Annotated in this window: 19 protein-coding genes and 2 pseudogenes; 14 read left to right on the top strand and 7 right to left on the bottom strand. The window is 43.4% G+C overall.

Annotated features, from left to right (window positions below):
- The 4 genes and pseudogenes from QVP40_RS09875 to QVP40_RS09890 form a co-directional block, all read left to right on the top strand.
- Positions 1 to 482, top strand: a pseudogene (locus QVP40_RS09875) (OLD family endonuclease); the annotation flags it as partial.
- Positions 483 to 703: 221 nt separating this feature from the next.
- A complete protein-coding gene (locus QVP40_RS09880; RefSeq protein ID WP_022068276.1) occupies positions 704 to 2,269 on the top strand; it encodes an alkaline phosphatase in 1,566 nt (521 codons plus the stop codon).
- Positions 2,270 to 2,272: 3 nt separating this feature from the next.
- Positions 2,273 to 3,511 (top strand): YibE/F family protein, encoded by a 1,239-nt coding sequence (locus tag QVP40_RS09885; RefSeq protein ID WP_022068277.1) that lies wholly within the window; start codon positions 2,273 to 2,275, stop codon positions 3,509 to 3,511.
- Positions 3,512 to 3,721: 210 nt separating this feature from the next.
- Complete coding sequence (locus QVP40_RS09890; protein WP_138271190.1) at positions 3,722 to 4,264, top strand: TIGR00730 family Rossman fold protein; 543 nt, start codon at positions 3,722 to 3,724, stop codon at positions 4,262 to 4,264.
- A 6-nt stretch (positions 4,265 to 4,270) separates the two neighbouring features.
- Here the strand turns inward: QVP40_RS09890 and QVP40_RS09895 are convergent, their stop codons facing one another.
- The 5 genes from QVP40_RS09895 to QVP40_RS09915 form a co-directional block, all read right to left on the bottom strand.
- A complete protein-coding gene (locus tag QVP40_RS09895) occupies positions 4,271 to 4,822 on the bottom strand; it encodes an ECF transporter S component (RefSeq protein ID WP_022068279.1) in 552 nt (183 codons plus the stop codon).
- A gap of 146 nt (positions 4,823 to 4,968) precedes the next feature.
- Positions 4,969 to 5,763 (bottom strand): ABC transporter ATP-binding protein, encoded by a 795-nt coding sequence (locus QVP40_RS09900; RefSeq protein WP_022068280.1) that lies wholly within the window; start codon positions 5,761 to 5,763, stop codon positions 4,969 to 4,971.
- A gap of 5 nt (positions 5,764 to 5,768) precedes the next feature.
- Positions 5,769 to 6,803 (bottom strand): FecCD family ABC transporter permease, encoded by a 1,035-nt coding sequence (locus QVP40_RS09905; RefSeq protein WP_022068281.1) that lies wholly within the window; start codon positions 6,801 to 6,803, stop codon positions 5,769 to 5,771.
- Complete coding sequence (locus QVP40_RS09910) at positions 6,800 to 7,798, bottom strand: FecCD family ABC transporter permease (RefSeq protein ID WP_022068282.1); 999 nt, start codon at positions 7,796 to 7,798, stop codon at positions 6,800 to 6,802. The genes QVP40_RS09905 and QVP40_RS09910 overlap by 4 nt, the downstream gene beginning before the upstream one ends.
- Positions 7,795 to 8,808, bottom strand: coding sequence for an iron-siderophore ABC transporter substrate-binding protein (locus QVP40_RS09915; protein ID WP_022068283.1), 1,014 nt, complete (start codon positions 8,806 to 8,808; stop codon positions 7,795 to 7,797). The genes QVP40_RS09910 and QVP40_RS09915 overlap by 4 nt, the downstream gene beginning before the upstream one ends.
- A 232-nt stretch (positions 8,809 to 9,040) precedes the next feature.
- On the opposite strand from QVP40_RS09915, the gene QVP40_RS09920 reads away from it, so the two are divergent.
- Genes QVP40_RS09920 through QVP40_RS09935 form a run of 4 tightly spaced genes read left to right on the top strand, consistent with a single transcriptional unit; the run spans position 9,041 to position 10,927 of the window.
- The gene (locus QVP40_RS09920; RefSeq protein ID WP_022068284.1) at positions 9,041 to 9,319 is read left to right on the top strand and encodes a hypothetical protein; all 279 of its coding nucleotides are present in this window, start codon (positions 9,041 to 9,043) and stop codon (positions 9,317 to 9,319) included.
- Positions 9,320 to 9,342: 23 nt separating this feature from the next.
- A complete protein-coding gene (locus QVP40_RS09925) occupies positions 9,343 to 10,017 on the top strand; it encodes a GTP pyrophosphokinase (RefSeq protein ID WP_022068285.1) in 675 nt (224 codons plus the stop codon).
- Positions 10,018 to 10,053: 36 nt separating this feature from the next.
- On the top strand, positions 10,054 to 10,302 hold the full coding sequence (locus QVP40_RS09930; RefSeq protein ID WP_022068286.1) for a 2Fe-2S iron-sulfur cluster-binding protein: 249 nt from the start codon (positions 10,054 to 10,056) through the stop codon (positions 10,300 to 10,302).
- 10 nt (positions 10,303 to 10,312) lie between these two features.
- A complete protein-coding gene (locus QVP40_RS09935; RefSeq protein WP_022068287.1) occupies positions 10,313 to 10,927 on the top strand; it encodes a hypothetical protein in 615 nt (204 codons plus the stop codon).
- Between the two features lie 22 nt (positions 10,928 to 10,949).
- On the opposite strand, the gene QVP40_RS09940 is transcribed toward QVP40_RS09935, so the two are convergent.
- Together QVP40_RS09940 and QVP40_RS09945 are read right to left on the bottom strand one after the other, a co-directional pair.
- Complete coding sequence (locus QVP40_RS09940) at positions 10,950 to 11,531, bottom strand: hypothetical protein (protein WP_022068288.1); 582 nt, start codon at positions 11,529 to 11,531, stop codon at positions 10,950 to 10,952.
- Positions 11,528 to 11,740: a 4Fe-4S dicluster domain-containing protein gene (locus QVP40_RS09945; protein WP_022068289.1), complete on the bottom strand. Its 213-nt coding sequence runs from the start codon at positions 11,738 to 11,740 to the stop codon at positions 11,528 to 11,530. Before QVP40_RS09945 ends, QVP40_RS09940 begins: the two co-directional genes overlap by 4 nt.
- 269 nt (positions 11,741 to 12,009) lie before the next feature.
- Here QVP40_RS09945 and QVP40_RS09950 point away from each other — a divergent pair, with 269 nt between their 5' ends.
- From QVP40_RS09950 to QVP40_RS09975, 6 genes and pseudogenes are all read left to right on the top strand, one after another.
- A complete protein-coding gene (locus tag QVP40_RS09950) occupies positions 12,010 to 13,128 on the top strand; it encodes an Ldh family oxidoreductase (RefSeq protein ID WP_022068290.1) in 1,119 nt (372 codons plus the stop codon).
- A 36-nt stretch (positions 13,129 to 13,164) separates the two neighbouring features.
- Positions 13,165 to 14,340 carry an NAD(P)-dependent malic enzyme gene (locus tag QVP40_RS09955; RefSeq protein WP_022068291.1) on the top strand — a complete coding sequence of 392 codons (1,176 nt, stop codon included), beginning with the start codon at positions 13,165 to 13,167 and terminating at the stop codon, positions 14,338 to 14,340.
- A gap of 110 nt (positions 14,341 to 14,450) precedes the next feature.
- Positions 14,451 to 15,032, top strand: coding sequence for a glycerol-3-phosphate responsive antiterminator (locus tag QVP40_RS09960; RefSeq protein ID WP_022068292.1), 582 nt, complete (start codon positions 14,451 to 14,453; stop codon positions 15,030 to 15,032).
- A 26-nt stretch (positions 15,033 to 15,058) separates the two neighbouring features.
- The gene (gene glpK, locus QVP40_RS09965) at positions 15,059 to 16,561 is read left to right on the top strand and encodes a glycerol kinase GlpK (protein ID WP_022068293.1); all 1,503 of its coding nucleotides are present in this window, start codon (positions 15,059 to 15,061) and stop codon (positions 16,559 to 16,561) included.
- Between the two features lie 213 nt (positions 16,562 to 16,774).
- Complete coding sequence (locus QVP40_RS09970; RefSeq protein WP_022068294.1) at positions 16,775 to 18,619, top strand: alpha/beta hydrolase; 1,845 nt, start codon at positions 16,775 to 16,777, stop codon at positions 18,617 to 18,619.
- A gap of 332 nt (positions 18,620 to 18,951) precedes the next feature.
- A pseudogene (locus QVP40_RS09975) lies at positions 18,952 to 19,821 on the top strand (TrkH family potassium uptake protein); the annotation flags it as partial.
- Positions 19,822 to 19,858: the final 37 nt, after the last annotated feature.

Raw genomic sequence — 19,858 nt, forward strand, 5'->3', positions numbered from 1 at the left:
AAGACAGAGAAATGCTGAAGCATCAGCTCTGTAAATATTATGAGGAACGGAATCTGGAGGATGTGGACAGATTGCCGCGGGTAATGCCGAAAAATGTGCTGATTCTGAAATATTATTCTTTTGAGAATTATTTCATGAATCCGGCAGTAATGGCACAGCTTGGAATCGTGGAGTCAGAGCAGGAATTTTATGAGATTTTTCTGGCAAAATGGAAAGAGTATCTTCACCGGATCAGCAGCGGAAAAAAGCTTACAGAGGTTCTTGGAAAGAATTTGGAAACAACAGAGGATGTGAAAGCTCATATGGAGGAGATCAGAATCTATATGAGAGGCCATAATCTTTATGATATTTTTTACGGCAGGTACAAAAAACAGGAGGTACAGATTCTGACACAGTATATTGAGCTGGCGCCAAGGGAGGATTTTGCAGATATCCTGGATTCCATTGAACGTTTTATTTATTTTGAAAGCCGGAAAAACTGAGAGAAATATTTTTGGAGAGGCAACGCAGAGCTGTGGTGAGCTTTTGCATGGAGATTATCTGTAAGTTTACATTCCGTAAAAACTTTTAAGTATATTTAACATGGGTATGCGTGTACATTTGACTTTGCACTGATAAGATATGTTCCTGTAAGGAGGCAAATGGCTTCCATAAATGTAGTCTCAATAAGATGAAAGAAACAGGAAAAGGAGAGCAAAATTCTATGAATGCAAAAAAAATCAGTGCGTTACTGCTGGCAGCAGCCATGATGATCCCATGTGCGGCACCGGCACAGGTATATGCGGCAGAGACAGCTCAGGAAGAAACAGCAGCACAGGATGCAGAGGTAAAGGCACCGAAATATATTTTCCTTTTTATTGGTGACGGAATGAGTTATCCTCAGATTCAGACAACAAATTATTATCTGAATGCCATAGAGGACGACGGAGATGATATTCTCACAAGTGAAAGCAAACTGAATATGATGAAATTTCCGGTAGCAGGCTCAGCGCAGACTTATGACAGCACTTCCTTCTGCCCGGATTCCGCATCCACAGCAACCTCTATTTCAACAGGCCATAAAACATACAGCGGAACCATTAACATGGATGAAAAAATGGAAACTCCGTATGAGACTATTGCAGAAAAGCTGAAGAAACAGCTTGGCTATAAGGTAGGAATCCTTTCTACAGTGAATCTGAACCATGCTACTCCGGCTGCCTTTTATGCTCACCAGGCATCCAGAAACAACTACTATGAAATCGGACAGGAAATGATTTCCAGCGAATTTGATTATTTTGCAGGAGGAGGCCTGAAAAAGCCTACAGGAGAGGACGGAGACAAGACAGATCTCTATCAGCTGGCACAGGAAGCAGGCTATAAAGTAGTAAAAACTCAGGCAGAGGCAGAGGTGCTGACAGCAGAAGACGGAAAAGCAATTGTCATTGACGAGACTCTGGCAGATGACGATGCCATGAGCTATGATATGGACCGTGTGGAAGGCGAATGGGCGCTTGCAGATTATGTGGAAAAAGGAATTGAGGTTCTGGATAATGACACAGGCTTCTTTATGATGGTAGAAGGCGGAAAAATCGACTGGGCCTGCCATGCCAATGATGCGGCAGCTACCATTACAGATACTGTGGCTATGGACAATGCAATTGGAAAAGCGGTAGAGTTTTATAATGAACATCCGGACGAGACTCTGATTCTTGTAACAGGAGATCATGAAACCGGCGGTATGACGATCGGTTTTGCAGGAACAGATTATGATACCTTCCTTACAAACATCAGCAACCAGAAAATTTCCTATGCAAAGTTTGATTCTGATTATGTGGCCGGTTATAAAGAAAACAAAACAGATTTTGATACGGTTATGAAAGACATTACCGAGCTTTTTGGACTGCAGGCTCCTCAGGGAGAGGCAGAAGCCACCAATCAGGCAGACAGCAAGGACGTACATCCGGAAGGGGAAGAAAGCGGTACTCTTGTAATGACAGATTATGAATACAGCAAGCTGAAAGCAGCCTATGACGAGACTATGAGCCGCACAGGAGAGGAAGAAGAATTCGGTCAGGAGGAGTATCTTCTTTATGGAAGCTATGAGCCTCTTACAGTGACCATTACCCATATCCTGAATAATAAATCCGGTATCAACTTTGCTTCCTATGCGCATACAGGACTTCCGGTGGAGGTTTTTGCAATGGGCGCAGAGCAGGAGCGGTTTGACGGATACTATGACAATACAGATATTTTCAACAAGCTGGCAGCAATTACAGGAGTACAGTAAGGAATGAAAAACAGACTGAAAAAAAACTCTGTTTCCTTAATAGCCATACTTCTGATGGTCATCCTCATGGTCCTTCCAACAGGCTATGAGGATGCTGTTATTTTTAAGGGAACAGATAAGGTAAAGGCAAAGGTGGTTTCAACAGATGAGAGCACTGTAAAAAGCTCCGGTCTGATTCAGTCCGGAGAGCAGTTCTGTCAGGTAGAGCTTCTTGGAGGAAAATTTAAAGGACAGACAGCCAGAGCGGTAAATATGCTCAGCGGCTCTCTGGAATCTGACAAGATATTCCAAAAAGGAGATATCGCTCATGTTGTTGTCAGCTATAATGACAACGGGATCAATTCTGTAACCATGAGTGATCATTATCGTCTGGACAAAGAGTTTCTTCTGGCAGGGATGTTTGTGCTTCTTCTGATTGCTTTTGCCGGCTGGACGGGACTCAGGGCAGTATATTCTTTTGTGATCACCATACTGACTATCTGGAAAATCCTTGTTCCGGCTTATCTGGGCGGGATCAACCCGGTGTGGTGCGGGATTCTTATTACAGGGTTTCTGACTTTGATCATTATTTTTCTGGTGTATGGGTTTGACCGGAAAACCGTGGCGGCAACAGGAGGCGCTCTTCTGGGCGTTCTGATCACCTGTGTGATCGGGTGTATTTTTACAGATGCGTTTAAAATCCACGGGGCGGTAATGGCATATTCAGAGAGCCTTTTATACTCCGGCTATCAGGATCTGAATCTGACGAAAATATTTATGAGCGGTATTTTTATCGGAGCTTCCGGCGCCATGATGGATCTTGCTGTGGATATCACCTCTGCGGTGAATGAGGTGGTGCATAAAAAGCCTTCTATCGGATGGAAAGAGGCGGCGCGTTCCGGCATGAATGTGGGACGGGCGGCTATGGGAACCATGACAACTACTCTTCTTCTTGCCTATTCCGGCGGCTATATTGCGCTTCTTATGACTTTTATGGCACAGGGAACACCCATAGAGAACATTCTGAATTACAAGTATGTGTCAGCGGAAATTCTGGATACCATTGTGGGAAGCTTTGGACTTGTGACCGTTGCGCCATTTACAGCGCTTACCAGTGCAGTCCTTCTTACCGGAAAGAAATATAAGGATCAGGTTGCCCGGGAGCTTGAGGTAGAAGTTTCTGTTCAAAAAACAGAGCAAAATATTTCTGATGCAGAGCCCTGCGAGGCAGAATTTGAAGTTTCAGAGGTGGTATCTGAGTAAAGGTTATGGAATTGTTTTTATTGGCAGACCCATTATAATGCAGACAGAGAGCTTGTTGCTGTGAACGGCAATGAGCTCTCTGTCTGTTCTTTATTGCAGGGAATTTTTATATACTGTAGAGGCAGAGTGTGGTAAACTGATATAAAAATCAGGCAGTCAGAGGACTGTATGTGGATAACTGCAAATTTTCAGGACAACAGGGAGGATATCATGAATATTTGTGTATATGGCGCTGCTAGCGCAAGGCTTGAAGAAATTTATTACAAAAAGACACAGGAGCTTGGAGCTCTGATGGGAAAGCAGGGACACGGACTTGTGTTTGGAGGGGGAGCAACCGGAATGATGGGAGCAGCCGCAAGAGGCGTGCATTCAGAAAACGGATATATTTTGGGGATTGCTCCCAGGTTTTTCGATCAGCCGGGAGTTCTGTATGAGCATTGTACAGAGTTTATTTTTACAGAAACCATGAGAGAGCGGAAACAGCTTCTGGAAGAAAGATCCGATGCTACCATAGTTGCGCCCGGAGGTATTGGAACTTATGAAGAGTTTTTTGAGATCCTGACACTGAAAAGTCTTGGAAGAATTGACCGCCCGGTTGTTCTTTTTAATATCAATGGATATTATGACAGGATGAAAGCCCTTCTGGAGCATACAGCAGATGAGAAGTTTATGGACAGAGAAATCCTTGATCTCTGCCGTTTTATGGAAGACCCTGAAGAAATTCTGAATTATATAGAAAATTATAAAAGATAAGGTGATTCAGCTGTGAGCCGCTGCTTTATGATTCAGCTGGAGTATTCCCGGTATGGAGCGAATAAGAGGATAGAGGATGCAGGCAATCACCAGCCCGCCGGCTCCCTGGATCAGATTAGCGGGGACACTTGCGGAAGCTCCGGCCACACCGTACATTATGGATTCGCATAAAAAATATCCTCCGGCTACCAGGATGATATCTGCTATACCGCCAAGAATTACAGACGGGTAATGACTTTTGAAATATTTTCTCATATGCTGGTAAAGAATACCTGAGGACAGGGCTACCAGTCCTTTAATTGCCAGAGTGATAGGCACATAAATAAAATAACCGCCAAGAAGGTCAGCCAGGGCAGAACCTATGCCTCCAGCCAAAAAGCCCCAGGATGGACCGAGAATTATACCGCAGAGAATTACAAGGGCGTCTCCGGTATGGATATAGCCTCCGGTTCCCAGGGTGGGAATTCGTACGGACATGGTAGCCGCACAGGTCAGTGCTGCAAGAAGAGCAGCAGTGACCATTTTTTTTAGATTGTCGTTAGTCGTAGTACTGTTCATTGTCAGGTTTCCTCCTGTTATTATAGAATACATATACCTTACAATATAACTGCGCATTAAAAAAGACGCAATTTTAATAAAAAATAGAGGGACAATATTCGGAAAATCCTGCAAATGTAAGGATTACGACAGACGGTTACTTCTGTTTATCTGTGATAACGACTTTTGGGGATGATAAGCGGAGTTTTTGAAACGGGATCCTGTATGATCGTGCAGTCCAGACCATAAATCTCTTTCATAAGCTCAGGAGATATTACCTCATTGGGTGAACCCTGGGCAGTCAGCTTTCCGTTATGCATGGCAAAAATATAGTCAGCGTACCTGGCAGAAAGATTAATATCATGGAGAACCATAATGATAGTAGTACGCCGTTTTCTGTTCAGCTCTGTGAGAAGATCCAGAATTTCTACCTGGTAGGAAATATCCAGAAAGGTAGTGGGTTCGTCCAGCAGCAGAATATCCGTCTGCTGTGCCAGGGCCAGTGCAATCCACACCCTCTGGCGCTGTCCGCCTGAGAGCTCATCTACGCTCCGGTCTGCCAGGTTTGTAATTCCCATCATTTCCAGAGCATCGGAAACAGCAGAAAAATCATCAGAACTCAGTCCGCTGAAGGTCCGGCGATAAGGGAAACGCCCTCTGGAAACCAGATCTGTAACCTTGATACCCTCAGGGGTAACCGGCGTCTGGGGAAGAAGACCGAGAGTCTGTGCCAGCTGTCGGGAGGGAAGAGAGGAGATATGCTTTCCATCAAGGGTTATGGTTCCTTTAGAGGGTTTCAGAAGCCGCGCAAAGGTTTTCAGTAAGGTGGATTTTCCGCATCCGTTTGCACCCAGTATAACGCTGATTTTGTTTTGGGGAACAGAGATGCTGATATCGTGAAGAATTGTCTGTTTGTCATATCCGGAAAAAAGCCTGTCAGCGGCAAGTAAATGTTCATTCATCAGATTTAATCTCCTTTATGATTTATGCGAAGAAGCAAAAACAGCAGATATGGGGCTCCCAGGATACCTGTGATCACACCAACAGGATAGCGGGAGGGAAGAGTAAACTGTCCCACCAGATCGGAAATCAGGATCAGAATACTGCCTGTAAGGGAGGCGGCAAGCATGCTGCTTCGTCCTCTTCCGGAAATCCGAGCAGCAATGGGACCGGAGAGAAAGGCTACGGAAGCAATGGGACCGGTGACAGAGGCGGCAAAAGCTGTCAGTACCAGAGCAAGCAGAATCAGAAGAAGCCTGGTTATACTGACTGGAATTCCCAGGGTGACAGCATGAGCTTCCCCAAGCTGAAGAATCAGAAGATGGCGGCTCAGAAGCAGGATGCCAAGTCCGGCAGTAAAGACAACGGCAGCCAGTGCCGGCATCGTATCCATTTTTACGCCGTTCAGACTTCCAGAAAGCCACCGCAGAGCACTGGCAACGTCATATTCCGATGCTTTCAGAAGCATCCAGGATATGATGGAATTCAGAAAAGCCTGCATACCGATTCCGGTGAGGATCAGCCGGGTATTAGAGAAGCCGTTTTTATGGGAAAGAAAATAAATCAGTGCAGAAACCAGAAGTCCGGAAAAAACAGCCATTACAGCCACAATTCCATAGTCCAGCTTAAGAATCAGAATCCCGAATACGGCAGCAACACTGGCGCCGGAAGTGACGCCGATAATATCCGGACTTGCCAGGGGATTGCCCAGAAGCTGCTGAAAGGTATTTCCTGACAGGCCAAAGGCCATGCCGCAGAGAATGGCAGTGAGCATTCTGGGAAATCTCAGTGTACGTATCGTAAAGGCTGCACCCCCTGCATCTGTTCCGGAAAGAACGCGAAGGACAGTTTCGGGGGAATAAATGGTATTTCCATAGAGCATCATAACCGCAGCCAGGGAAAGTGTGAGCAGAAGCAGGATTCCTGTGGTAAGGATATAACGTCTCTGGCGTTTCAGGTATCCTGCTGTAATTGCTGATGGGGAAATATCCTGTTTTTTCATAGAGAACGTACCTTTACCTTTCTGATGATAAAAACAAATACAGGGGCGCCGATCAAAGTAGTGATAATTCCTGATTCCAGTTCACCGGGACGGCCGAGAACCCGGCCAAGAACATCTGCAATAAGAAGGAGACAGGATCCGCAGACTGCAGATACAGGAATAATCCGGCGCATGTCAGAACCAAGGAGAAGCCTTACCAGGTGAGGAATCATCAGACCGATAAAACTGATGGGACCGGCAAGTGCTGTGGTTGAGGCGCATAAAAGAACACTGGCAACAGTACTGACTGCACGGATCAGGGGAACGTTGAGTCCAAGGCCGGTGGCGGCCTCATCTCCCAGTGCCAGGGTGTTTAGCGAAGACGCCAGAAATATGCACAGAATAAAGCCTGTCAGAAAATAGGGGAGGAGCAGGCGGATGTCACTCCATGCAGCGCCGCTGATGCTTCCGGTCCGCCAGAAACGAAACTGATTCATAACCTGTGTGTTGGGAAGCATGACAGTCTTTACCAGAGACTGAAGAGCAGTGCTGGCAGCAGCGCCGGCCAGAGCCAGCTTTACCGGAGTAGCCCCCTCGTGTCCTGCAGATGCCAGTCCATAAACCAGAACAGCAGTAATGGACGCACCTGCAAAAGCAAGCCAGATGTACTGGTTTCCCGAGCTGATGTGAAAAAAGGCAATACCGCAGACAACAAAAAGAGAGGCGCCGGTATTTACTCCCAGAATACTGGGATCCGCAATGGGATTACGGGTGACAGCCTGCATGACAGAACCGGAAACGGCCAGAGCAGCGCCGGCCAAAATTCCAAAAACAGTCCGGGGAATCCGTGCCTGGACCACGGAAGCATCAAAGGAGTCTGAGGCAAAATGAAAAAGACTGCGGAATACGGTCTGAAAGCTTACGGCTTTGGAACCGTAAGCTACAGACAGAAGTGCGCAGAACAGCAGACTGAGAATACACAGCAGAACCGTCATGGTAAACCGGCGGTTTTTCATTGAATTTGCTCCTGGGCTTCAGATAACAGTGACAGATACTCATCAATCTCATATGGAATAGAAAGGATAGATGGAGTGGAGGCACCTGCCAGGGCAGAAGTGCTGTCGATCAGGGCAACTGCTCCGTTTTTTACAGCAGGTATCTGGCTCATAAGTTCATCTTCCTGAAGTGCGTCCAGAAGCGACTGATCTCCATATACAACAATCATATCCACATCCTTTAACTGATCCGCATTTTCACGGCTGACAGTAATGGAAAAATCAGAGGTATTTTCAGCCAGCTCTTTTACACTTTCCGGAAATTCCAGTCCAAGATCCAGAAGATAGGAGGCTCTCGGATCAGAAGGCATATAGATATAGAAGGAACTAAGATCGTCGGCGCTGATCCAGCAAAAGGCTGCTTTGGTACCTTTCAGATCAGGATAGTCCGCAAGCTTTTCTTCAATCAGAGCCTCAACTTCTGCAACCTTCTCTTCACCCTCTTTTTTCATACCCATACCAGTGGCATTTTCAATGGTCTGCTCTTTCCAGGTAGTCTGCCAGGGGGCTTCCTTATAAGGGACAACAGGGGCAATCTGGCTGAGGGTTTCATATTCCTCCTGGGTAAATCCGGAATAGGAAGCCAGTATTACATCCGGATGGGAGTCGCTGATTGCTTCATAATCTAAACCGTCAACATCATTAAATACTACTGGAGAATCAACTCCAAGAGACTGAAAAGCTTCATCTGTCCAGGGGTGAAGATTGTTTTCAGTGACAAGCCCATAGTTTGCAGCAGAAACTCCTACGGGAGCAACTCCAAGAGCCAGGGGAGTATCCTGATTTTCCCATCCTACGGTAGCAACACGTTCAGGTTTGCTTTCTATCACAGTTTCTCCAAAAGCATGTTCAATAGTAAGGGGATAAGAGACTGCTGTATCCTCGTTGTTTTGTGATTGAGCTCCATATACGGGAATGGCAGCTAAAGAAGTGCACAGCACACATAAAATCGAAGTTTTTTTGAAGTTCATAAGAAATCCTCCCATAATAATAAAATAAGTTAGTTAGCAAAAACTAACTGAGCCGGAGTATATCACATTGCAGCAGGGATGTCAATGAGGTTTTTTTAAAGAATCGCTTTGACACAGGTTTTTGTCTTTGGGCAAATATTTCTGTACCGGAGGAGATGATTATGCTAAAATAAATAACAGATTGAGAAGGTCTGTCTAAGACAGGAGTAAACACAATAAAAGGAGAAAATTTATGGAAATACCTGAAATGCTGGATATTCTGAAACAAAGAGCACTTGCAGACAACAGGCTCCGGGAAGAATTTCTGGCGACAAGAAAAGAAGAACATCCGCTGGAAGCATTTTGTGAGAAATGCCGGGAACTGGGGTATCCTGTATATGAAATGGATCTGATTAGTGCCGGAGAGGATTTTTATGCGACGATGAGACGAAGCACCAACGGAGGTGGGGAAAATTCTCCTATGCTGGAAGGTGAAGATGATTTTTATGAGCTATTTTTTGCCGGATTATAAAGTTGAAAACGGAGGAAAGAAAATTGAAAAGCAACAGGAGTTTTACCTTTGATGAGCTTCTTACCGGAAATCGATCAGAGGAGTTTATCGAATCGGCCTACCCTTTTATGAAGTTGATGATGCAGTACCAGTGTGCTATGCTGGAGGTGCGGACAAAATTTGAGGTCCTGAACACAGAATTGTCCCTGGACAGCGACAGAAACCCCATCGAGTCCATTTCCTGCCGCATCAAAAAACCCATAAGTATTGCAGAAAAACTGAAACGTAAGGGACTGGAGGTAAGCCTTCAGAGTATAGAAGAAAACCTTCATGATGTGGCAGGTATCCGGGTGGTATGTTTTTTTTCAAAGGATATTTACAAGCTTGCAGACAAGATCTGTTCTCAGGATGATATCCACCTGCTGGAAAAGAAAGATTATATCGAAAATCCCAAGCCCAATGGGTACAGAAGTCTTCATCTGATCCTGGAGGTTCCCGTATTTTTTGCCGATGAAAAGAAATGGATGCCGGTGGAAGTACAGTTTCGTACTATTGCCATGGATTTCTGGGCAAGTATTGAACACAAGGTAAAGTACAAGAAAAATATCGATGACTCAACGGCAGAAATTGTAGAAAAACTGAAGGAATGCGCGGAAGGAATCCATTCTCTGGATATGAGGATGCAGGAAATCAGCGAATATATTGACACCAAAAGATAATACATCGGAAACATCCGGTGGGAACAGGAGAAAAAGATGATTGTAGAATGTCCGGCAAATACAAGACTTCAGGATTATCTTCTGAAAAATGACATCCATATTCTTACGCCCTGCGGAGGACGCGGCAATTGTGCAAAGTGTAAGGTAAGGATACTGAAAGGGGAGGCAAAGATCAATACAATGGATCAAATCTGGTTTTCTCAGAAAGAACTGGATGAAGGATACCGGCTGGGATGCCAGGTATTTGCCAAAGAACCGCTGGCCATTGAAATATATGAAAAGTGAGGGCGTTCAAATGAAAAAAATACGAATGAGCATGCTTGCAGTGTGTATGGCAGCATTGGCAGGATGTGCACAGACGAATGCACAGACGCTGTCAAAGGAACAGGTAGCTCCATATGAACTTTCGGAGAGTGAGACACAGCTTCTGGAAGCTTTTGGGATGGATCAAAATTCGCAGATTGTATCGTTTTGTGCTCCGGAAACGGTCATTACAGTTACTGCCAGGGTTTATAAACTGAAGGAGGATCTGAACTGGGAGATCATAGGGGACGGTTCCATGTCCATTGGAAAAGAAAAAGAACCTGCAGAGCAGATTTCAGGAAGCTTTACCATGCAGATACAAGATGACCGCAGCATAGATTTCCACATAAATATGGCCGGGCAGGGAGCTTTTTCCACAAAAGATATCGGGGAAAACCAGGAATATACAATTGAAGGAAAGGCTTTTTTGAAGGAAGCGCAGAAAATCGAGCTGGGTAAGGAAATTCCGGTATCAGTCCTGGTCTATGACAATGGAAACAGTATGAGAAGTTATACCACTGAGGATTATTTTGAACCGGAAAAATTTAAAGATATGGATCTTGTACAGGCAGTGACACTGGAGTTCTCGGATCAGGAGATTCACTAAAACGGAGACAAAACAAAAAAGGTCAGGTATTCTGACCTTTTTGTTTTGCCTTGCAGATCAGCTGCGTCATAGTCCCCATGGGACAGTAGACGCACCAGCTTCGAGGCTTGAACAAAACCATAGTGAAAAAACCAAGGATCGTTGAGGTCAGCATGACGCTGTAAAATCCAAAGGCAAACTGGGCAACGCCTGGGTGAAGGAGGGTTCCATGATATGCCCAGTGCCAGGGAACCTTAAAGGTCCATAATAAAGTTACCACCTGCTTCAGATCCTGCACATTGGAGAATACCAGCCAGGTATTCCACAGCATCTGGAAGAACATGATAAAAAATAAAATCAGAAATCCATAGCGAAACCATTTGCTTTTCATCCATTTCGGAATATCCTTTTTGCGGGAAAGTCCGAAATTGCCGCCCAGAAGGCTGAAAAGCTGGCCTCTTCCGCAGTAGCGGTTACAGTATCCTTTTGTTCCCTTTACTACAGAGATGATCAAGGGGATAAAGAAACAAAGAAGTCCCAGCCTGGCAAACAGGATATTAAAAAATCCCAGTATCAGATATGTCAGAGATAAGATCCAAAGATAATCGTACCAGTGTTTTTTCATGCGTCCGCCTCCTGTATCACGATCACAGATGCGGGACATTCTTTTGCGCATTTGCCGCATCCGATACATGCATTCATATCTATTTTTGCCATAATACCTTTCCAGATTTCAATGGCATTTCTGGGACATACTTTCAGACAGCAGCCGCAGGCAACACAGTCACCGGTACTGACAAAGGCTTTTTTCTTTTTTCTGATCTTTTTTTCCACAGTTAGACCTCCTGAATTTGATAGGAACAGTATAACATGGTCGTGGGAAGGAGTCTGTGAGTTTGTCACAGACTGTAATATATTTCAAATAATATATATTTGTGCATGTTGCACATATTTAGAAAAATAATCGGATAATCTATTGACTTTTTGGTTAATTAATGGTATATATATTATAGTTTAATTGTTGCAAAGAGACGAGAGACAATGCAATGAACACTAAGTGTTTTTTGCGTTGTCTTTTTTATTATGTTAAGGAGGATTTTAATATGCAGAAAGAAACAAGACCTTTTATTCCGTGGGAACTGGTAGATGATTTTATGACAGCAGTTTTTGTAAAACTGGGACTGCCGGAGGAAGATGCCCGTCTTTGTTCAGATGTTCTGATGCAGAGTGACAAATGGGGAATAGAAAGCCACGGCTGCAACCGTTTTAAACCGATTTATGTGGATCGTATCCGTAAGGGAATCCTTAATCCGATCACAAAAATAGATGTTCTGAAAGAAACACCAACCACAGCAGTTCTGGATGCCAATGACGGTATGGGAATGGTAGCAAGTAAAAAAGCTATGGATATGTGTATTGAAAAAGCGCATAAATATGGCATGGGAATGGTGGCAGTGAGAAATTCTTCCCATTACGGAATCGCAGGATACTGGGCTAACCTTGCTGCAAAAGAAAATATGATTGGTATTACGGGAACCAATGCAAGGCCGTCAATTGCACCTACATTTGGTGTAGAAAATATGATGGGAACCAATCCTCTGACCTTTGCAATGCCAACAGATGAAGAATTCCCGTTTCTTTTGGACTGTGCAACTTCTATTATTCAGAATGGTAAAATTGAGTATTATGCCAGAATCGGCAAAGATACACCGGCAGGAATGGTAATTGGAAGAGATGGTTCTACACTGACAGACAGTGCCCAGATCCTCAAAGATCTTCGCAGCGGAAATGCAGCCCTGGCTCCGCTGGGAGGCATCGGTGAAACACTTGCCGGATATAAAGGATATGGATATGCTGCTGTTGTGGAAATTCTTTCCGCAGCTTTGCAGTCAGGAATTTTCCTGAAAGATCTGGACGGAAAGGATGAAAATGGAAATCTTCGTCCATATCATTTAGGACATTTCTTTATTGCAATCGATACAGATGCATTTATGGGAGCAGAGGCATTTAAAAAGACTGCAGGGAATATTTTAAGAAATCTGAGAAATTCTCAGAAGGCGCCAGGACAGGAGCGTATTTATACAGCAGGAGAAAAGGAGCATGATGTATGGATGTACCGGAAGGACAAAGGTGTTCCTGTAACAGAGGCTGTACAGAAGGAATTTATACAGTTAAGAGACGAACTGGGATTAACAGAATTCAATTTTCCTTTTGAAGCATAAAAGAGAGAATGACAGAAAGTTGAGAGGAAGAAAATAATGGATTATGCAAAGGAATCATTAAAAAAACACAGTGAGTGGAAAGGGAAAATAGAAGTAGTCAGCCGAGTGCCGGTCTCCACAAAGGAAGATCTGGCGCTGGCATACACACCGGGAGTTGCTCAGCCATGTCTGGAGATCCAAAAGGATTTAGACAAAAGCTATGAACTTACAAGACGCCATAATATGTGTGCTGTGATTACAGATGGTTCGGCAGTTCTTGGTCTGGGAGATATTGGACCGGAAGCGGGAATGCCGGTTATGGAGGGAAAAAGTGTTTTGTTTAAAGCATTTGGAGATGTGGATGCCTTTCCGTTATGCATCAAAACAAAGGATGTAGATGAATTTGTAAATACAGTATATCTGTTATCAGGTTCTTTTGGCGGGGTCAATCTGGAGGACATTTCCGCACCTCGATGTTTTGAAATTGAAAGAAAACTGAAAGAAAAATGTGATATTCCTATTTTTCACGATGATCAGCACGGAACAGCAATTATTACTCTTGCAGGACTGTTAAATGCGCTGAAAGTGGTGGGAAAAGAGAAAGAAAATGTAAGAATTGTGACTTCCGGTGCAGGGGCAGCAGCTGTTTCTATTGTCAGATTGATCTTATCAGCAGGCTTTAAAAATGTTGTTATGTGTGACCGGAACGGCGCGATTTATGAGGGCCGAAAAGAAGGCATGAACTGGATCAAAGAAGAAATGGCACAATGCACAAACAGTGAGAAAAGAAAGGGAACTCTGGCAGAAATGCTGGTTGGGGCAGATATTTTCATTGGAGTTTCTGCTCCGGGGTTAGTAACCAGTGATATGGTCAGATCCATGGCTGAAGATGCGATTGTTTTTGCATGTGCTAATCCGACACCGGAAATCTTTCCGGATGAGGCCAAGGCGGCCGGAGCAAAGGTAGTAGCCACCGGAAGAAGCGATTTTCCGAATCAGATCAATAATGTCCTGGCATTTCCCGGGGTATTTCGTGGCACATTTGATGTGCGTGCAAAAGACATCAATGAAGAGATGAAAATGGCGGCAGCCAGAGCGCTTGCAGAATTAATACCTGAAGAAGAACTGGGAGCAGATTATATTATACCAAAAGCTTTTGATCCAAGAGTAGGAAAGGCAGTAGCAAGTGCTGTTGCAAAAGCAGCGAAAGACTCAGGAGCAGCAAGGCTCTGATAAACAGAATAATCGGAATGTAGTACATATTTCTTTGGACAGGCGTTGCAGTGACTGAAAAGCAATGCCTGTCTATCCTCATATTTTGATAAAGGCATTGGAGGTACAGCATGGAAAAGGAAACAATACTGGAACAATTTGAAGACTATCCTGTTATTGCTGCAGTTAAGGATGAAGACGGGCTGAAAAAATGTCTGGAATCAGGGGCGGAAATACAGATTGTATTTGTGCTTTATGGAGACCTCTGCAATATCGGGGATATTGTAGATCGTTTGAAAGAAGGCGGAAAAACGGTGATCATCCATCTTGACCTGATCAGTGGATTGGGAAACCGGGAGATTGTTGTAGATTATATAAAAAACACAACAAAAGCAGATGGGATCATATCTACAAAATCAACCTTGATAAAAAGAGCAAAAGAATTAGATTTTTTTGCAGTTATGCGCTTTTTTATGTTAGATTCCATGGTTTATGAAAATGTGAGAAAACAGATAGAAAATGTAAAACCGGATATGATAGAAATTATTCCGGGAGCGATGCCTAAGGTGATTTCCAGGCTTTGTGAATTTATTGAGGGTAAAGTTCCAGTGATCGCAGGGGGAATGATCATGGATAAGGAAGATACCATGAAAGCGCTGGATGCCGGGGCAACAGCAATTTCTACTACAAGACAGAATGTCTGGTTCATGTAAAATAAGAAGGACGAAGGTGCGGAAGTATGGCAAAATATGTGATGGCATTAGATGCAGGAACAACCAGTAACAGATGTATTTTATTTAATGAAAAAGGGCAGATGTGCAGTGTGGCACAGCGTGAATTTAAGCAGATTTTTCCAAAACCGGGCTGGGTGGAGCATGACGCTAATGAAATTTGGGCCAGTCAGTTGGGAGTGGCTGTGGAAGCTATGAACATGATTGATGCATCAGCAGCGGATATTGCTGCCATCGGAATTACAAATCAGAGAGAGACAACGATCCTTTGGGATAAAAATACAGGAGAACCGGTTTACAATGCCATTGTATGGCAATGCCGCCGGACATCAGAATACTGTGATTCCTTAAAAGAACAGGGGCTGACAGAAAAATTCCGGAGGAAAACAGGCCTGGTCATTGATGCGTATTTTTCAGCAACAAAGATCAAATGGATCCTTGATAATGTGCCGGGAGCACGTGAAAGAGCAGAAAAGGGCGAGCTTTTATTTGGTACTGTGGAAACATGGCTGATCTGGAAACTGACAAAAGGAAAAGCTCATGTTACGGATTATTCCAACGCAGCCAGGACAATGCTTTTTAATATCAATACGCTGGAATGGGATGATGAAATATTACAGATATTGGATATTCCAAAGGCAATCCTTCCGGAAGCAATGCCCAGCAGCTGTGTATATGGAATGGCAGATCCGGCATTTCTGGGAGGAGAGATTCCTATTTCCGGAGCGGCAGGAGATCAGCAGGCAGCTCTTTTTGGACAGACATGTTTTCAGGCAGGCGATGCAAAAAGCACTTATGGGACAGGCTGTTTTCTCTTGATGAATACAGGGGAAAAACTGGTATTTTCGGAAAATGGTCTGATCACAACTATTGCATGGGGCCTGGATGGAAAAGTGACCTATGCTTTGGAAGGTTCTGTTTTTGTGGCAGGCGCAGCAATACAATGGCTTCGTGATGAGATGCGGATCATTGACTCTGCAGAGGATTCTGAGTATATGGCAAAAAAAGTAAAGGATACCAACGGCTGCTATGTAGTTCCGGCTTTTACAGGTCTGGGAGCTCCTTACTGGGATCAGTATGCGAGAGGAACCATTGTGGGAATTACCAGGGGTGTAAACAAATGCCATATTATCCGGGCTACTTTGGAATCCCTGGCATACCAGGTGAATGATGTCCTGGTTGCCATGAAAGCAGATTCCGGAATTGCGCTTTCTTCTTTAAAGGTAGACGGGGGAGCCAGTGCGAATAATTTTCTGATGCAGACGCAGGCAGATATTATTAATGTACCTGTAAACCGGCCTCAGTGCGTGGAGACAACAGCTATGGGAGCGGCATATCTGGCCGGACTTGCAGTCGGATACTGGAAAGATCTGGAGGATATAAAAAATAATTGGATGGTCGATCGGACTTTTGTTCCGGTTCTGGAAGAAAAGACACGGACAGAACGGATACAGGGTTGGAAAAAGGCTGTTAAGTATGCTTATGGATGGGCAAAACAGACAGAAATATAAGATAAAAATTACCTAATCAACACCACTTATTTTGGAAAAAATATGTGCAAACTGCACTATTTATATTGACAGAAATAAAAAGATATATTATACTTTATACATAATATATGTGTTGCCTAAGAGAACGGAGAGAAGGGTATACAAGCATTGTTTTGTATGCCCTTTTATTTTGTTTACAGGCATTATGCATCCATTATAAGGAGGGACATGAGGATGAACAAAAAAGGTAAAAAGAGTGCTGGTTTCTGGTTGTGTATTTCCTTGATCATTTGTCTGATCAGCTGTATTGGCGCCAGTATGATTCAGACAAATTTTGGGAAAGTCACCGTCAAAGATCTGCGATTTGAAACAGAAAGCGGACATCAGATGAGTGCATTGCTTCTGAAACCGGACACAGCAACAGCAGAAAATCCTGCACCGGCTATCATTTGCAGCCACGGATGGTACAATAACCGTGAGATGCAGGATCTGAATTATGTTGAGTATGCACGACGCGGATATGTGGTACTTTCAATTGATATGTATGGGCACGGCAATTCAGATAACCTGCCTGCAGGAGACTGGTGGAAACCAGAAAATAATGCAAATGGAATGTATGATGCTGTTAAAATGATGGCTACACTGCCGTATGTTGATAAGGAGAAAATCGGAGTTACAGGACACTCTAACGGGGCACTTGCCAGCCGTACAGCAGTTTTACTGGATAATGAAGCAGAGAAACCTTTGATCGAAGCTGCTCTTCTGGTTTCAAATGATGCCGTTTATAAAGGCGAGGACGGCGCATATTTTAATATGTTTGGAGACAGGGATGCAGGTATTGTTGCATGTCAGTATGATGAATTCTTCCATAGAACCTATAATGAGGATGGCTCTCATACTGCACCGAGAGATTTCCTTAAACAGCCAAATGCACAGTCATTCCTGCATTTTGGCGAGGATCCGGAAGGGCTGGAGTCACGTAAAGCAGAAACAATTTATAAGGAAGATATAGAGGGAAAAGAAGCTGCCCGTGTAATCTATAATCCCAATATTACCCATCCATGGGCACATTTTTCTAAGCGAGTGGTAGATTCAAGTGTGCAGTTTTTTGAGGATGCTTTAGGAGCTCCGAATCCAATCAACGGAAGTGATCAGATATGGCAGATAAAGGTGGTTTTTAATGCTTTAGGACTTGTAGGATTTATTATGTTCGTGGTAAGTTTTGCAAAAGTTTTATTGAAAACATCCTGTTTTTCTTCGCTGAGAGCAGAGGAAGAAGTACTTCCGTCACCGGTGCTTTCCGGAAGAGAAAAGACCTGGTTTTGGGTCAGCAGTATTTTAGGAGCAGTTTTTAGTTTTGTTGTTTATATGTTTGGATATAGTGTGATTGCAAAACTGGTTGGTGGAATTGCTCCTCAGTCAGGACCTGCATTTATTGGAATTTGGGCGGCTTTATGCGGAGTATTTTCACTATTCCTTCTTTGGGTTGGAAGAAAGTTTACAAAGGCTCCTTCCAGAACAGAAGAAAATGGTGTTAAGATCAGTGCGAAAAAGCTTGGGCTGACCATTCTTCTTGCTCTTATAGTAGCAGTTTCAGCATATGGTCTGGTATTTTTAGCAGATTATCTGTTTAAGACAGATTTCCGCATTTGGGTAGTAGCACTGAAGGCTTTTAATGCAAATATGATTCCGTATATTTTATTATACCTGCCTTTGTTCTTGTTATATTACATACCAAATTCAATTTGTATCAATAGTTATAACTATTTTGAATTAGGAAAAAAACCATGGATAAATACCTGCGTGAATGCAATGTTTAATATTCTGCCAAGTGTTGTTATGGTAATCATCATGTATGGATGCTTCTTTATCAGCGGTTATTTACCTAATGAATTTGTTCCGTTCTTCGGAGGCTCAATTATTGGAATCTGGCTTTACCCGGTAATTGTAATTCTGGCTGTGGCAGCAGTGGTTTCCAGAAAACTGTATCGTGCAACGAAGAATCCGTATCTGGCAGGCATCATTATGGCAGTATTAGTTGCAATTATGAGCTGTACCAATACGCTGACCCAGATGTAAGGCAGAAAGTCATTGTCTGAGTTAAATTTGGAATTGTTATAAGTCGAATAAAATCTATAAAAAGCACGTGTTTCTGTAGAAAATAATTCTATGGGACACGTGCTTTTGCAAGTGATCCAGTCAGAAGTTATTATTGACAGGCTTCTGCAATTGGTGATATTCTCAAAATAACACAGAGAATGCAAAACGATTCTGACACTCTCTCTTTAGTTTTATAAAGAGGGAGTGTGTTTGTTATGCAGCAACAATTCTGATAAAGAGGTTATGAATAAAATGATAAAGTATATAAAACAATTCATAAAAAAAAACAATCCCCCGGAAGGCTGATCGCAATGGGATTCGCCAGTGTGATACTGATCGGAACCATTTTGCTTTTAATGCCAGTCTCTGTTAAGGAAGGGGCAGAGGTGTCGTTTATTGACGCCTTATTTACATCCACCAGTGCAGTCTGTGTTACAGGTCTGATTGTAGTGGACACAGCAGATCATTTTACCGCGTTGGGACAGGGGATTATTGCAGTACTGATCCAGATTGGAGGTTTGGGCGTAACATCTGTAGGTGTAGGTCTTGTACTTGCAGCAGGAAAAAGGGTAAGCATCAAAAGCAGGCTTATGGTTAAAGAAGCTTTAAATGTCGGTGATCTGAAAGGTATGGTGAAGCTGGTAAAGGCTATCCTTATCATGACCCTGTGCTTTGAAAGCATTGGTGCAGCTTTGAGTTTTGTAGTCTTTGTACAGAATTACAGCCCGCTGCATGCTCTTGGCATCAGTATTTTTCATTCAATTGCTTTTAATAATGCTGGTTTTGATATTTTGGGAGGTCTTAGAAATCTGATCCCTTATCAGAATAATGTACTGCTTAATCTGACAACTTGTTTTCTGATCATAGCTGGAGGAATTGGTTTTCTTGTTATCCTGGATATTAAAAAAAATAAAAGATTTAAAAAGCTTTCTTTTAATTCAAAGATTGTTCTTTCCACCAGTGTGATTCTCCTGGCAGTGGGAACCCTGCTGCTTAAAATGACAGAAGATATCAGCTGGATGGGAGCTTTCTTTAACAGTGTATCGGCCAGGACAGCAGGATTTTCTACATATTCTGTGGGAAGCTTCAGCAATGCAGGACTGTTTGTCTTATGTTTTCTTATGTTCATAGGAGCATCTCCGGGATCAACAGGAGGTGGTATAAAAACAAGTACGTTTTTTGCTTGAGTTTCCGTAGTTTTATCCACAGCCCTCCTAT

It is taken from the genome of Blautia sp. CAG:257, assembly GCF_000433815.1.
Classification (GTDB): domain Bacteria; phylum Bacillota; class Clostridia; order Lachnospirales; family Lachnospiraceae; genus Blautia_A; species Blautia_A caecimuris.